This is a genomic window from Actinomycetota bacterium (genome assembly GCA_013152275.1).
Lineage (GTDB): Bacteria > Actinomycetota > Acidimicrobiia > Spongiisociales > UBA4744 > BMS3Bbin01.
On record JAADGS010000031.1, the window covers coordinates 1 to 14,363 of the forward strand.

Consider the following 14,363-nt stretch of genomic DNA (forward strand, 5'->3'; position numbering starts at 1 on the left):
GGACCATGCCGCTCGGCGGAGTGTGTCTGTGCTGAGCTGTTCAGAAGCTCCTGTGACCAGTCGTGTGTTGCCGTATTGGTGCGTAGTAGCCAGCGAGGTTGCTGATGAACGAGGGTCTTCGGCTCCAAGGGCGAAGTGCGCCTCCACCAACACAAACGTCTCCGTCAGTCCCTCGTAGTGGGCGTTCTGGTCGAGCAGGTCCTGGATCTCGGCGAGGGTGTCACGCATCTCGACGCTGCCCGGTTCGATCACCGTCGCCAGAATGTCCTCGGTCACCTGGTCGGGGTGCTCCAACGCCCAGTTGCGGACCGCGAAGTAGCCCTCGACGAGCGGAATGAAATCTTCGATCTCGTATCCGGCCGGGACCATGTCGACGCTCGGCGGCCCATCGACCGGCACGGTGGTCGTCGTCGACGGGAGGGCCGTCGTGGTCGTCGTGGATGTGGTCGGCGGGGGAGCAGTGGTCGTGGACGAGAGACTCGTCGGTGTGAGCGTCGACGATGGTGGTGCAGTCTCGACGGTGCTCGAGCAGGCGACGAAGAACCCCAGCAACGCCGCAACGGCGAATCCCCGCATACCCCTCCTCCCTGGACCCAAGAAACTAGCAAATGACCTGGCGGTTTTCCACTGCAGCGTAAACTATCACAACCAAAGGCCGACCACAATGGAGCATTCTGAGGACTGGATGGTCCGAAAGGGAAGAGTGCAGGATCGCACCTTTGTCCGTGTCCTCCTGCAGGCGGAAACGGTGAGCGCTGTCTGCGGCTGCAACGCAGGCGTCGATCGTGGACAGTGACGCGCGTGCAGTGACGACATGTGAACGCGCTTGCGAACCGCGACACACATCGATCGGATACCGTCGAGGTCCCCGTTCGAGAGCGCTGCGAGTCAGGAACTCCAGATCCTGTGCCAGGCAGGTTCCGAGGGTTCTTCGATGCTCTTGCCGACGTCGGCCGGGTCAGGCCGAGCGCGGATCTACATCCGTGCTGGTCATTTCACGCCAGTTGAATCGGTTCCATCGACAACGGGCGAATCACGATGAAAACCGGCGGTTCTGGCAGCCGATCAGTCGTTCCACCACCTGGTCGAGGTCGAGATGGGCGGCGCGCTGCTCGGCCGCCACCTGTTGCGCCTCGGACAGTGACGAGAGCGCGTCGTCGAGCAGCCGTTGGCCGATGTCGCGGTAGATCACAGGTGTGGCAGGGTGGCCCAGCCCGAACGTCAGGAGTTCGGCTGCCTCGTCGATCGAGCCTTCCGCCGCGAGGACCCCACCGAGGCCGATCACGGCGAACAGCACCAGGTTGGTGTATCCGGCTTCCCTCGCCCGCTCCAGTCCGGCCGTGAACCGGGTGCGGGCGGTGGCCACGTCACCGAGACCGAGGGCGGCGTATCCGATGCGTCCGAGCGCAGCCGACAGACCCCAACGATGTCGGACCTGCTCGAAGCGGCCGAGGGATTCCCCTCCATATCGCATCGCGCCCTCATAGTCACCGAGCGCGTAGGAGCTCATGGACGCCCGGCTCAACGTATAACCCTGCCCTGCGACGTCACCGAGCCTGGAGAACGTGTCGAAGCACTCCAGATGGTGCTGCAACGCAGTCGAGTAGTCGTGGTTGGCGTCGGCAATGAGGCCCATCTTGCTGAGCGCGTACGCCGTGCCCCAGACGTCACCACAGTTTCTGAAGGTATCGAGACTCTCGGTGAACTGGGCTTCCGCAGCGGTCGGGTTGCCGTCCTCCAGATTGACCCAGCCGAGCCAGAGCAGTCCGGCTGCGACCATGATGTCGTCCTCGAGAACGCGTGCCAACGCAACGGCGCTCTCGAGAGTCGGTCGGGCCGACTTCCACTCCTCCCGGAAGACCTGGCTCACGCCGAGGCCGTAGATGCACAGGACCTCCTCCTCATGAAGATCGAGCCGCATGGTTGCGTCGCGGAGCTCCAACATTCGCTCCTCCGACATGGCGTACCGGTCGGTGAAACTACCGATGAAACTCATCTGCACCGTGGCCGTGAGGTAGGCGGCGTCCCGTGCGAGCTCATCCTTGGTCTTGCCGGAAGCCAGCTTCTCGGAGATGCGAGCGAAGGTGTCTGCACCTTCGTGGGAGTTGTGCACCCTGAACAAGCGGGACAGGTTCCGGAGGAATGGAACGGTCTCCGTCTCGGGCAGGTTCGCCATTGCCCATTCGGTGGCGGCGCGGATGTTGTCCATGTCGGCCATCACGACAGGAAGGGCATCGAAGACTTCGGGTCCGGCAAGTCGCTCTCGGTTCTCTTCGAGGAGTTTCGCGAAGTACTCGGCGTGGCGGGTCATCACTTCTTTCTCGGCCACCCCATCCGAGTGGAGCTGCATTGCTGCGAACTGCCGCAGCATCTGATGAAGGGAGAACCGGCCAGTGTCCTCGCGATGCACGAGCGAGCGGCCGGAGAGCTCGGCCAGATCCGAGATGGTGGCCCCGGCCACATCCGACGCGGCTCGTCGATCGAAGCCGCCCCTGAAGACCGAGAGCTGCCGATACGTGTCCTTCAGGCGAGTCGGGAGCAGGTTCCACGACCAGTCGAAGACGGCCCTCGCGCTGCGGTGGCGGGCCGGGATGTCCTGCATCGTCGTGGTGAGGAAGTCGAGGCTCGTCTCGATCTCGTCCGCGATCTCCTCGCAGGCCAGAACGGGTGTCCAGGCCGCCGCCAGCTCGATGGCCAGAGGTAGCCCTTGGACGAGATGGCAGATCCGTCGAACCTCGGCCCATTCGGAGGTCGGTTCGAAGGTCGGGTCGGCCTGCCGGGCTCTCTCCACGAACAGGCGAACCGCGGGGTAGGTGGACGCATCTTCTCCGTTCGTCGGGTAGGGGAGAGAGGGCACCTCGTAGATCCATTCGCCCTGAAGACCCAGTCTGCGGCGAGACGTGACCAGGACCCGCAGTTTGGGAGCCTGGCCGAGTACCTCTGCGACCAGGCCGGCGCCCTCGACGACATGCTCGAAATTGTCCATCACCATCAACGCCGACTGGTTGGTGAGAAAGTCGAGCAGTTGATCCTTGGGGGCGAGGTCGCTCGTGTGCGTGTCGATGGTCAGTCGCAACGCCTCTGCCACGGCGGGAACGATGCGGTCCGGGTTGGTGATGGGTGCCAGAGGCACGAAGTGGGCGCCATTCGGGTAGGCCGATCCAAGACGTTTCGCAACCTCGATGGCCAGTCGCGTCTTGCCGATGCCACCAGGACCGAGCAGGGTGAGGAGGCGGCAGTCGGGATTCGTGAGGAGCCGATCGATCTCGGTGAGTTCCTCCGTGCGGCCGACGAAACTCGTTGGCGGGACAGGAAGATTCGTCTCGGACGTATCGAGCGTCCTGAGCGATGGAAACGCGGAGGGAAGGTCCGTCGCGGTGAGCTGATAGATTCGCTCGGGGCGCGACAGTCCCCGAAGACGATGTTCCCCCAGGTCGACCATGTCGGCATCATCGGGGAGTTGATCCTGCACGAGTTCCCTCGTCGAGGCGGAGATCACCACCTGGCCTCCATGCGCAGCCCCTTCGATCCTCGCCACGCGGTTGACGGCAGCGCCGAGATAGTCGCCGTCGTGGAACTCGACGGTTCCGGTGTGGAGGGCCATCCGCACCCGCACGTTTCCAACCTCGGGGCTCCATGGTTCTGCCTGGATGCTGCGTTGTGCCTCCAGCACCGCCCGAACGGCATCCGGGGCCGAGGCGAAGGCGGCGAAGAACCCATCACCCTTGTTCTTGACGATGTGTCCTCCGTGTCCGACGATCGCGCCGGCGATGAGGGCATCGTGGCGAGCCAGGGCGCGCGCCATCGTTGACGGTGACCGATCCCACATCTCCGAGCTGCCCTCGATGTCGGTGAACAACAGCGTGATGGTTCCGCTCGGCAGCATCACCACTTCCTCTCTCGCGAAGTGTATGGCACGGAGGACGGACGTGCAGGTCGAGCCGGGTTTCGTCGCCTTGTCGGACCGGTCCGGTTTGGACACGCGGGCAGAGGGTCCCTTCGCCCATTGACGAATCGAACAGACGTTCGATACAGTGAGGCCCTTGGAGGACGCGAGAATGACGGTGGCGCCACCGGTGGTGCTCTCCGTGCAGGCAGGGAGGGTCATCGGGTTGGTGGGCACGCCCGGGATGGGACTTACCCGGGTTGGGTTGTCGCTGCTCGCAGAACCATCCCGCATCGCCCCGGTGGCCTACGTGGACGTGCGGGGTTGGTTCCATCCACCGGCCGCGTGGGAGGCCGGGATCGACCCGGAACGGCTGGTCGTCGTTCGTAACCGGGACCGGCTCCAGTGGTCGCGAGTGACGGCAGCACTGCTGGAAGGGATGGCAGCGGTCTATGCCGAAGTGCCGGACAGGGTGCCAGATCAGATCCTGCGCCGTCTCGCAGCGCTCACCAGATCACGCCGGGCGGCACTGGTGCTGCGTCCGTTGTCGGGAGACCTGCCGTCGGGCGTCGCATACCTGCGGGTGCGGGGGAGGGATGTGGTGTGGGACGGGGCCGACGATGGGCATGGTCGGCTGCTGAGAAGGCGATTGATTCTCGAGGTATCCGGCAAGAACCTGCCCGAGCAGGTCATCGAAGTCGAGGACGACGGGACGCTGCTCTCCGCACCGCGTTCGATGCCTGTGCCGTTCGTCGGATGAAGGTCAAGGGACGGGATCGTGCCATGGGCCATGCTCACCGATGAGGCGATCTGCCGCCTCCTTCGGTCCCCACGTTCCCGTTTTGTAGATCAGCGGCGCCGCATCCTGTCGGAGTACGGGGTCCACCACGCGCCATGCGTTTTCCACGGCCGGCGCGCTCGTGAACAGCAGCTTCTCACCCGCGAGTGCATCACCGATGAGTCGCTCATATGGTGTCATCTCGTTCGGGTTGTCGTCTCGGAGCAACAGCTCTCGCCTCTCTCCCGAGAACGCCGTGCCGGGTGCCTTGACGTTGATGTCCAGTCCGATCTGGCCCGATGGCGTGAACCGAAACCTGATCGCGTCGGCTTCCTTCCTGCGGGGTCCTTCCGGCAGCACCGAGGTTGGTGGTTTCTGCAGTTTGATGTACGCCTCGGTGACATGTACCGGCAGGTTCTTTCCCGTCCTCAGGAAGAAAGGCACGCCTGCCCACCGCCACGTATCGATGTTGATTCGCAGCGCGGCGTAGGTCTCGACCTTCGATTTGGGGGCGACACCTTGTTCTTTCCGGTAGGTGTCGAATTGGCCTCTGACGGCCGCCCGCGGCGGCACGGACTTCATCGCACGCAGAATCTTCTCCTTCTCCACCTGGATGGATGACCGATCCATGATGGGTGGCTCCATGGCGAGGAGTGCCACGAGCTGGAGCATGTGGTTCTGGACGACGTCTCGAATGGCGCCGACCCCGTCGTAGAACCGTCCGCGTCCTGCCACGCCGAAGTTCTCGGCCATGGTGATCTGGACACTGTCGATGGTGGCACGGTTCCAGAGGGGCTCGAACACGGCGTTCGCGAACCGTGCATACAGCACACCGAGCACCTCCTCCTTGCCGAGGTAGTGGTCGATGCGATAGACGGCGGATTCCGGGAAGACTTCGTTGATGGTCCTGGTCAGCTCGCGGGCGGACGCCAGATCCCTGCCGAACGGTTTCTCGACGATCACCCTCCCGTTCGTGGCGAGTCCGGCTTCGCCGAGGGAGCGGATCACGGGCGAGAACATCGATGGTGGAATGGCCAGGTAGTGGGCCGGTCTGGTGGCTCCCGCCGTGTCGAGCTTCTGGTGAAGAGCCCTGAATGTCGACATGTCCGTGTAATCGCCGTCGACGTAGTCGAGATGTTGCATCAACCGATCGAACGCCTTGCCGTCCTCCGCCCCGTGGATGCCGCCGCCGTACGTATCGATGCTTTCCCGTGCACGCTCCTGGAGATCGTGCAGCGTCCATCCGGAGAGGGCGATGCCGACCACCGGGACCGCGAGCTTGTTCCGTCTGGCCATGTTGAACAGTGCCGGGAACGTCATCTTGAGGCCGAGATCGCCTGTGCAGCCGAACCAGCACAGGGCGTCGGCGTCCGCGCGTGTCATGGCGTCTCCGGTGCGGCCGAGAGTCGCTTCTGGATCTCTCTCAGCATCAGGGTGTGCGATTCGAGCAAGGTCAGTACCTCCTCGATCTCCACTTCCGCACGCTGGTTTACCTCGAAGTCGTTCCGCGCCTGGAGGCGGTCGAGCTCCGACGTACGATTCTGGCTCATCATGATGATCGGTGCGGCGTAGGCGGCCTGAAACGACAACATGAGGTTGAGGAGTATGAATGGATATGGGTCCCAGTGTTTGAGCCAGCCCACCAGGTTGAGGATGAGCCAGGCTGCAAGCAGCGCGGATTGAATGATGATGAATCGCCAGGATCCGACCGTGACCGCAAAGGCATCCGCTATTCGTTCCCCGGGAGTGAGCTGTACGTCGAACTCTCCGACGACGTCTCTCGTCCTCGGCGTCGGAACGGATCGTCGCTTGAGGCGGAGGCGCTGGACACGTTGCAGTAGGTGTTCGGGGGTTGGTTCCATGGGATTCTCCTGGGTATCTGAGCGCAGGCTACCGACCGGCTCGCCGTCTGGTCGCAGGGTCCTGACCGTAGAAGTTCGAAAGCATCGCGTACAAAGCCGGGATCGAGTGCAGGAGGGCGGCAGGAGCATCGAAGAAACCCTCGGTCGCCACAGCGAAGAGCTCGGCGGTGTTGGTTCCCGCGTAGGGGTCGAGCGAAGTTGCATGGGTGGACCGGACCAGATGGAGGGTCTTCTCCATCATGGCATGCCACTCGAGCTGCGCCGCCCGGTTCGGCAAGGGCGGCATGCCGTCGGCGGCACCGTCGGACATGTCGATCTTGTGGGCGAACTCGTGGAATACGACGTTGTGTCCTCGCTCCGGATGGCGTGCCTGGCGAAGTGCCGCATCCCACACGAGGACCACGGGTCCGTGCAGGCGTGCCTCTCCGGCCATGGGGAACGCGCCATCGTCGACGATCCCGTCGCTGATGCCCCGCGATCCTGCCTTGACCACGGCCGACGGATAGACGATGACGGCGGTTACGTCCCGATACCATTCGATTCCCAGGTTGAGGACCAGCAGGCACGCCTGGTAGGCGATGATCACCCGGATCTCGTCGTCGATCTCGAGCCCGCCCGCACCCTCGAAGCGCGTTTGCGAGAGGAACATGCGGGTCAGGTCCTCCATCTTCCCCTGTTCCGACGGGTCGAGGAGCGTGTACCAGGAGACTCGTCCGGCAAGGAGTTCGCGCCACGCCTCGGGAAACGGAGTGGCGAGCGCCTTGCGGAATCGCCGTTTCATGGGGTGAGGACGACCAGAGCGGTCGTATCGAAGACGTTCATGATCTCGAGGGGCCATCGATGGCAACGGTGTAGTTGGTGCCTTCCCAACGATCTGCGAATCGGAACGTGAAGCTGACGATCCTTCCCTTGCCGAGTCCGGAGGTCGGCAGCTCTGCGGTGTGGATGCCGAGCCCTGGGTCGCTGCTTTCCAGGTCATGTGACGTGGACCAGTCGTCGATGCTCCACCGGAGCGTGAACGGTTCCGGGATGACGATCCGAAGTGTCGTGTCGACCGGCACGGAACGGCACTTCTGTTTCCGGCTCCACACCATCGAACAGGCGGGAGTGCCCTCGCGCACATAACGCTCGAACGGGCCTTCCGGTCGATCGAACACGACCCCGTCCCTCAGCGAGCGTTTCAACCGCAGGTACTCGGCGTGGGCCCAGCACAGGGGCATGGCAGAACCAGTCGGACCGCCGAGGTACAGCTCATGTTGAGGAAGGTCGGGACCATTCCACAGCTGCTCCGGGAGAAGGAGGGAGTCGCCGGCCGACGAGAACAGCATGGCGGCGAGCCGGCGTGCCTCGTCGATGTTGCCGGCCGCCAGCTCATAGTGAGCCCGCTCACCCGTGAGCAGTGGCCAGGGACGTCCCACGCCGGTACCGTCGAACGGCGACCCGTCATCGTGCTCTCCGTAGCCGTCGCCGTCGTAGCGCAGCCACGCAGGCCCCTGGGGCAGGTCGACCTTCAGGAGCTCGTCGATCACCTTGATCGTGGAGAGGATCCTCGGATCGTCGGGTGAGCGAAGCCCGAACCGTACGAGGGCGAGTGCGTCGGGGCTGACCACCTCTGCGGCCGGGGCACTGCTCTGTGCCGGGGGACGGTTCTTGATCGGGATCCACCCATCCTCGGGTGCTCCGGTATCGGAGGAGGAGATGCGCACGTAGTAGCCCTCCACACCGACACGGGCGGCCAGATCGGTATCGGTGACGAACAGCCAACGCTCGATCTGGGCATTCCAGGCGTCGGCGACCTCGCAGAGGAGCATGGCGGCTTCGTGCTCGCCGGCCACATCCGCGATGTGCGCAGCCGTCAGCAGTGCCGAGATCTCCGTGGCGACCGTGAATGGCGAGTAGCCCGGGTCCTCCTCCCACCGGTCTTCGGGTGAGACGGGCCCGTTGGCGACGATGAATGCCGCCGCCTGTCGCACCATGGGCCAGTAGGATCGCGCATCCATGTCGGCTCCCGAGCGGAGGGCAAGGCCGACGGCCAGGATGGGCAGGGCCGTCTCGTCCATCTGGATGCCCGTCCAGTGGGGACTTCCATCCAGCCACATGTTCTGAGGCCAGTGCCCATCGTGCTCTTGCGTCGCACAGAGGTATTCGAGGACCCTGACCGCCGGACCGGTCCTTCCGGCAGCGAGGAATCCGGTCGCCGTCTCCACGAGATCCCGGGCCCACACGAGGTGGTAGCCGCCGATGTCGTCGTCTCCCTTGGAGAAGCCCCAGGGGATCGACAGGGACGCGATGAACCCGCCAGGGAACCCGGCGGATTCGTGCACCTCGAGTACTCGTATCGAGGCGGCTTCGAGCCGATCGTCGGCTTCGGGTTCGTCGTCACTCCAGCCGGCAATGAATCGGCGTTGCACCGCCTCGAACCCCTGGGCGAGTGCCGATCGAACCTGATACCCGGCTTCGGCCGCGGATGCCCCGAAGCCCAGTCCGATCGTGAAGGACCCGTCGTGTTCCTGCCAGGCGATCTCGCCCGCCAATGCAACGTTGCCTCCATCGGCCCGGTCGTACTCCCAGGTCATCTTTCCGTGCCGGCGGACGTCCTGCCACGCGTCGGACATCCCGACGAAGCCGACCGACCGTGCCAGCCACGGGACATCGGCCGCCATCGCCAGCACCGTTCCCGAACCTTCTGCGAAGAGCATGGGGACTCCCTTGTAGTCCCCGATCCATGCGACGTTGTCGCTTCCTCGATTCACCAGATGAGGCGCAACGAGGGCGGTGACATGGAACGTGCCGCTTTCTCCCGGTGTGTATCGGGTTGACTGAAGGAGGCAATCGTGTGTGGGATCGGTGATGATGGTCTTCTCGATCCGATGGCCTCCGGGGAGATCGTTCGTTATGACGAATCCGGGAGTGAAGTGGTCGAACGGATGCTGCCGGAGTTTTGCGTGCCGTTTCTCTTCGAAGAAGACCCCGTCCTCGGATGAGATGAGAAGTCCGAAATCACGTGTGCACGCCCGGTCGATGCGGGGGTAATAGATCTCGTTCAGGATGCCGTGGCTGGTGGTGAACCACACCCTCCCGTTACGCGCCGTGCCGACCCCGGTCTTGGCGCTGGAGGTCCATCGTGGTGAGATGCCGGGTTTCCCGGGTGCCTGGCTCATTGCAATGGAGAGGGTAGCGAGAGGCCGTGCCATAAAGTCCGTCAGGCCGAACGTATGTTCGATAGACTGGAAATCTGCCGGGTACTGCCGGCGCGTGAACAAGTGGTCGAGATGCGCGCCGTGCAGTGCTCGATGTACCAAGGCTTCAAGTGGAGGGCGATGGGGCGGACGCTGTGTGTGTGGTTTCCCGACTGGTCACTTCGACGGCCGGATGTGCCGTCGGAGAGGTCATGTGTGGTCATCGACGATGGCAGCCGGGTCGTCGCCGCCAACGATGTGGCGATGCAAAAGGGGGTCGAGGTCGGGATGCGCCGATCGGAAGCCGAGGTGCTCTGTCCCGGTGGAGTGACGCTGGAGCAAGATCCCGGTGCCGAGGCCGCGATCTTCGAACCGGTCGTTGCGGCCATCGAAGCGCTCGTGCCTCGGGTCGAAATCGCCGAACCTGGGCTGGCGTTCGTGTCCATCGACGGTGCGGTGCGGTACTACGGCGGGGAGGAGGCGGTGCTGGCCGAGATCGTTGCAGCTGTCGAACCGGTCGCCCCAGGCGGACGGTTCGGCCTTGCCGGCGGGCCATTCGCAGCACGATGGGCCGCAGCGACTACACCCGGAAGGATCGTGACCGACGACACGGCGTTTCTCGCAGGCCTCGATGTGGGGACGCTCAAGATGGACGATCTCGTTGCAACGTTCCGCCGGCTGGGCGTCGGAACGCTCGGTGATCTGGCTCGTCTGCCGAGGGCGGCCGTTCTCTCGAGGTTCGGGAATATCGGGACGGCGGCACACCGGCTCGCCGCCGGCGAGGACCGGGCACCCGTCCCGCGGGAGATTCCACAGGATCTCGCTGTCGAAATGCGGTTCGAAGAACCACTTCTGCTGGTCGAACAGGTCGGGTTTGCCGCCCGCACGCTTGCACATCGACTCATGGGTGTGCTCGCTGCTCGCGGGGTTGCCCCGCATCGGATAGAGATCTCGGTCGCCGCCGCAGACGGTACCGAACGGCACCGGGTGTGGCGGAGCAGGGATCCGTTCGATGCGTCGGCGCTGACCGAACGGACATGGTGGCAATTACGTGCATGGATCGAAGCTGCGGGTATTCCCGGAGGAGTCGTTCGGATGCGCATCACGCCGACAGACCTGTCTGGGGAAGGGCGGGCATTGACCCTCTTCGAGAACATCGCCGCCCGGATCGAAGCAGAACGCGCCATCGCTCGCGTCCAGGCGCTCGTCGGGCCCGATGCGGTCCTTCAGGCGACACCTCGGGGAGGGAGATCTCTTTCTCAACGGGTTCTCTGGCGACGATGGGGGGAGAATCGGTCTCGTGCACCTCGAGACGAGGCACCTTGGAGAGGAGCGACTCCCGCACCGTCCCCCGCGTTGGTCGTTCCCGATCCGCGGCCGGTCGAGATCGAATGGGATGCCGGAATGCCTGTGCGTGTGCGGCTGCGGAGCCGGTGGGAGAACGTGCTGTCGTGGGCCGGACCATGGCGCGTGACGGGACGATGGTGGGCCGGCGAGGCCGCTGTGAATCGCTACCAGGTGGTCACGTCCGCAGGCGCTCTGCTCTGTGATGTCCGCGAAGGGAAGAGTTACGTGGCCGGGCTATACGACTGAGGTTGCCCGGTTCGTGAGCCGTATCTCGTATTGCGCACTTCGTATCTCGTGGCGCGATCAGCTTTCGGCCATGCGCTGCAGCGATGCTGCGATCCAGGCTCGTACCCGATCCCTGAGATCGTTCACGTCGGCGAGGGTGAGGCCGGTCGTCTCGATCGGTTCGCCGATCTCCAGTTTGACCGGGCCCGGATGCATCATCTTTGCTCCTGGCGGCCAGATGGCATTGGTTCCCTCGATGGCAACCGGCACGATCGGCAGCCCCGTTTGGATAGCGATGACGAAGGGTCCCTTCTTGAACGGTCCCAGCTCGCCGGTCTTGCTGCGAGTGCCCTCTCCATAGATGATGATCGACCTGCCGCGCGCCACCGCTTTGTCCACTTGCTTGTTGATGTAGGCCATCGACGGCTGGTCCCGGTCGACTTTGATCATCCCGAACGCCTTGATCGCGATGCCGAACACGGGCACCGAGTACAGCTCCTTCTTGGAAAGGAAACGGAGGGGTACAGGGAGGGTGAGGAAGTGAATCACCGGATCGAGGTTCGACTGGTGATTGCCGACGACGATGTATGAGCCCGACGGGTCAACCCGATCCACACCTTCAACCTCAGGCCGAACGTTAAGCCCGACGAGCCAAAGGTGCGACCAAAAGGTGGCGAAACGTTCCATCCATGGGCTTGCCGGGTTGATCCAGCCGATGATGATGAATGCCGGAGTGACGATCAAGGTTCCGAGAACGATCAGAAGGTACGTGATGCCGGTTCGGATGACGTCGATCATGGGAGCGCCCGGGAGAGATCGTCGAGGGTGTCCTGGATGACGGCTTTCGTCTCGTCTCTCAGGCGGCTGACATCATCGTCGGTGAGCCCGGCAGTGGAGATGGGAGCTCCGATGGACACGATGATCGGTCCCCCATCTATCCTCTTTCGATTCGGAACCCAGGTCTTGTCTGCCCCGTAGATGGTCGTCGGGAGGATGGGAAGGCCGGTATGGATGGCGATGGCGAAGGCGCCCCGTTTGAACGGCAGCAGGTTGCCGTCTCTGGTCCGGGTTCCCTCCGGATAGACGATGATCGACTTGCCGAGCTCTGCGACTCGCAGTGCGCCTTCCTCCACCTCCCGGTAGGAACTGCGCGCCCTCCGGTCCACCGGCACCATCGACATCGCCTTCAAGGCCCATCCCAGCAGTGGAGCGGAGAAGAGCTCCTTCTTCGCGAGGAAACGGATGGGTACGGGGATGGCGATGAAGTGCGCCATGATGTCGAACGTGGATTGGTGGTTGGACACGACGACGTATGACCTGTCCGGATCGACATTCTCGGTCCCCCGAATGTCGAGGTGCACCCCGGATGGCCACAGGCATGCCTTGGCCCAGGCGAGTGCGATCTTGTCGATCCAGGGGGACTCGGGGCGGATCAACCCGACGATCGTCACGACGATCGAAGCCACTGCCGTGACGAGCAGTCCGTTTGCCACCGTCAGCACCGTGCGGATCGGAGATGACAGCCTCATGGGTCGGCAGCGTAGTCGAAGAGCGCAGGCGGGAGACAGGATGTTGCCCAGGGTCATCCTCCTGGCGTTCCTCGGCCTCGCGCGTGTGCCCGATCGTGTGCCTCGAGGTGGACGCGGGAAGCCGGCGCCTGGGCCGGTCGTCGGCAATCGACGTGGTGCCCCCTTGCCGGGAACGCTCTGATGAGCGGCTCTCACCGTCGGAGGTAGTCGAGAGCCTCGGTGATCGTGGGGAGGGCCGCTTCGGCGAACAGGGCATGGCCTCTCTCGCTTGCATGAAACAGATCGGGGGACCACAGGGTGAGGTCCGTGCGGAACGCTTCGGCGAAGTCCCACAACGGTACCTTGAAGACGTTGGGCCGACTCTCTGCAACGCGGGCATGCACCCGGTCGGCGGCACGCCCTCTGACACGGGCCGGCCACCTGAGGAGGAGCGGAAGGCGGGGAATACTCCCCATGTCTCCAACGCCGGAGAGTACGATCGCTCCGGCCGAAGAGGCGAGGGTATCCACGATGCAGGCCAGTCGGCGATGGAACGTCGCGACGGGAACACCGAAGAGCATGTCATTGCCCCCGACCGACACGATCGCGAGGTCGTAACGGCGTTCGATCGCCTTCGGGACTTGATCGGCCAGCACGTCTCGCGTCTTCGAACCGCCGATCGCGAAGCTGTCCAGCGTCACATGGAAGCGTTGTCCGAGGTCGCGTCCGATTCGCTGGATCCAGATGTCTCGTGGGTGTTCGAGGCCCGGTCCGGTGCAACTCGAGTCGCCGAGGACGACGATGGACAACTCGGCGAGGCCGGCATCGCCAAAAACCCCTGATGCGTCGCTTCCTTGGAAGCTCGGCAAGTTGTGCCACTTGGTGTACACCGCTCCCATCGACCACGCCAGCGTGATCAAGCCGGCGGTCCGCAGCGTCCTCCTCATCGGTGGGAAGCTACCAGATGGAGGAGGGACGGTTATCGGCGATAGGTGCCGATCAGTTCGGTCTGATCGATGACATGGCCATCGAATGCCGCCTCGACATCGGCCTTGCTCGCGGACGGCGTCAGAGCCAGCGTCGTGTCGAGAGCGAAGAGCTTGAAGAAGTAGCGGTGCGTTCCGATCGGTGGACAGGGTCCCCCGTAGTCGTTTCGGCCCCATGAGTTCTTGCCCTGAACCGCGCCGGCCGGGACGGAGCCCTCGCCGATCTCGGTCGTCGTCGGGTCGATGTTCCAGACGACCCAGTGGTCCCAGACCATCTTGGGTGCCTTCGGGTCTGGGGCATCGGGATCGTCGACGAACAGGACGAGGCTCATGGTGCCCGAGGGGACGTCGCTGATCCGCAGCGGTGGGTTCACGTCGAATCCGTCGCACGTGTAGCGGGACGGTATGAGTGTGTTGTGGGCGAATGCAGGGCTGGAGAGGCGCATGGTTCCTCCTTGCTTTGTCGCGGTGGTGGGGTCTGTGGAAATCGGACCTGTGTCCGGGGCGCATGCGGCGGCGAGCAGCGTGATCCCAAGGATGATGCTCGCTATTCGCATGCGCCTCCCTTCATGATCAACCTACCGATCTTGCG

12 protein-coding genes are annotated in these 14,363 nt (G+C 63.9%); 2 read left to right on the top strand and 10 right to left on the bottom strand.

Annotated elements, in window-relative coordinates:
* A partial coding sequence (locus GXP34_05725) for a hypothetical protein (GenBank protein ID NOY55471.1) occupies nucleotides 1–576 on the bottom strand: 576 nt, incomplete at its 3' end.
* Between the two features lie 457 nt (nucleotides 577–1,033).
* Nucleotides 1,034–3,982: an adenylate/guanylate cyclase domain-containing protein gene (locus tag GXP34_05730; protein NOY55472.1), complete on the bottom strand. Its 2,949-nt coding sequence runs from the start codon at nucleotides 3,980–3,982 to the stop codon at nucleotides 1,034–1,036.
* 61 nt (nucleotides 3,983–4,043) lie between these two features.
* On the opposite strand from GXP34_05730, the gene GXP34_05735 reads away from it, so the two are divergent.
* Nucleotides 4,044–4,646 (top strand): hypothetical protein, encoded by a 603-nt coding sequence (locus GXP34_05735; protein ID NOY55473.1) that lies wholly within the window; start codon nucleotides 4,044–4,046, stop codon nucleotides 4,644–4,646.
* A 3-nt stretch (nucleotides 4,647–4,649) separates the two neighbouring features.
* Here the strand turns inward: GXP34_05735 and zwf are convergent, their stop codons facing one another.
* Genes zwf through GXP34_05755 form a run of 4 tightly spaced genes read right to left on the bottom strand, consistent with a single transcriptional unit; the run spans nucleotide 4,650 to nucleotide 9,720 of the window.
* Nucleotides 4,650–6,047 carry a glucose-6-phosphate dehydrogenase gene (gene zwf / locus GXP34_05740; GenBank protein NOY55474.1) on the bottom strand — a complete coding sequence of 466 codons (1,398 nt, stop codon included), beginning with the start codon at nucleotides 6,045–6,047 and terminating at the stop codon, nucleotides 4,650–4,652.
* Nucleotides 6,044–6,526: a DUF1003 domain-containing protein gene (locus GXP34_05745; protein ID NOY55475.1), complete on the bottom strand. Its 483-nt coding sequence runs from the start codon at nucleotides 6,524–6,526 to the stop codon at nucleotides 6,044–6,046. Before GXP34_05745 ends, zwf begins: the two co-directional genes overlap by 4 nt.
* Before the next feature lie 28 nt (nucleotides 6,527–6,554).
* On the bottom strand, nucleotides 6,555–7,307 hold the full coding sequence (locus GXP34_05750) for a zinc-dependent peptidase (GenBank protein NOY55476.1): 753 nt from the start codon (nucleotides 7,305–7,307) through the stop codon (nucleotides 6,555–6,557).
* Between the two features lie 37 nt (nucleotides 7,308–7,344).
* Nucleotides 7,345–9,720 (bottom strand): glucan 1,4-alpha-glucosidase, encoded by a 2,376-nt coding sequence (locus GXP34_05755; GenBank protein NOY55477.1) that lies wholly within the window; start codon nucleotides 9,718–9,720, stop codon nucleotides 7,345–7,347.
* A gap of 21 nt (nucleotides 9,721–9,741) precedes the next feature.
* On the opposite strand from GXP34_05755, the gene GXP34_05760 reads away from it, so the two are divergent.
* Nucleotides 9,742–11,298, top strand: a complete 1,557-nt coding sequence (locus GXP34_05760) for a DNA polymerase Y family protein (protein NOY55478.1) — start codon at nucleotides 9,742–9,744, stop codon at nucleotides 11,296–11,298.
* 57 nt (nucleotides 11,299–11,355) lie between these two features.
* Here the strand turns inward: GXP34_05760 and GXP34_05765 are convergent, their stop codons facing one another.
* From GXP34_05765 to GXP34_05780, 4 genes are all read right to left on the bottom strand, one after another.
* Nucleotides 11,356–12,075, bottom strand: a complete 720-nt coding sequence (locus GXP34_05765; GenBank protein ID NOY55479.1) for a 1-acyl-sn-glycerol-3-phosphate acyltransferase — start codon at nucleotides 12,073–12,075, stop codon at nucleotides 11,356–11,358.
* Nucleotides 12,072–12,806: a 1-acyl-sn-glycerol-3-phosphate acyltransferase gene (locus tag GXP34_05770; protein ID NOY55480.1), complete on the bottom strand. Its 735-nt coding sequence runs from the start codon at nucleotides 12,804–12,806 to the stop codon at nucleotides 12,072–12,074. The genes GXP34_05765 and GXP34_05770 overlap by 4 nt, the downstream gene beginning before the upstream one ends.
* A gap of 191 nt (nucleotides 12,807–12,997) precedes the next feature.
* The gene (locus tag GXP34_05775) at nucleotides 12,998–13,732 is read right to left on the bottom strand and encodes an SGNH/GDSL hydrolase family protein (protein NOY55481.1); all 735 of its coding nucleotides are present in this window, start codon (nucleotides 13,730–13,732) and stop codon (nucleotides 12,998–13,000) included.
* A 32-nt stretch (nucleotides 13,733–13,764) separates the two neighbouring features.
* Nucleotides 13,765–14,328: a YbhB/YbcL family Raf kinase inhibitor-like protein gene (locus tag GXP34_05780; GenBank protein ID NOY55482.1), complete on the bottom strand. Its 564-nt coding sequence runs from the start codon at nucleotides 14,326–14,328 to the stop codon at nucleotides 13,765–13,767.
* Nucleotides 14,329–14,363 lie beyond the last annotated feature (35 nt).

Bases quoted from the DNA above. Each gene is read 5' to 3' on its own strand.
- GXP34_05750 (NOY55476.1), bottom strand. From the start codon at position 7,307: ATGAAACGGCGATTCCGCAAGGCGCTCGCCACTCCGTTTCCCGAGGCG.
- GXP34_05770 (NOY55480.1), bottom strand. From the start codon at position 12,806: ATGAGGCTGTCATCTCCGATCCGCACGGTGCTGACGGTGGCAAACGGA.
- zwf (NOY55474.1), bottom strand. From the start codon at position 6,047: ATGACACGCGCGGACGCCGACGCCCTGTGCTGGTTCGGCTGCACAGGC.
- GXP34_05780 (NOY55482.1), bottom strand. From the start codon at position 14,328: ATGCGAATAGCGAGCATCATCCTTGGGATCACGCTGCTCGCCGCCGCA.
- GXP34_05775 (NOY55481.1), bottom strand. From the start codon at position 13,732: ATGAGGAGGACGCTGCGGACCGCCGGCTTGATCACGCTGGCGTGGTCG.
- GXP34_05760 (NOY55478.1), top strand. From the start codon at position 9,742: ATGTTCGATAGACTGGAAATCTGCCGGGTACTGCCGGCGCGTGAACAA.
- GXP34_05755 (NOY55477.1), bottom strand. From the start codon at position 9,720: ATGGCACGGCCTCTCGCTACCCTCTCCATTGCAATGAGCCAGGCACCC.
- GXP34_05745 (NOY55475.1), bottom strand. From the start codon at position 6,526: ATGGAACCAACCCCCGAACACCTACTGCAACGTGTCCAGCGCCTCCGC.
- GXP34_05765 (NOY55479.1), bottom strand. From the start codon at position 12,075: ATGATCGACGTCATCCGAACCGGCATCACGTACCTTCTGATCGTTCTC.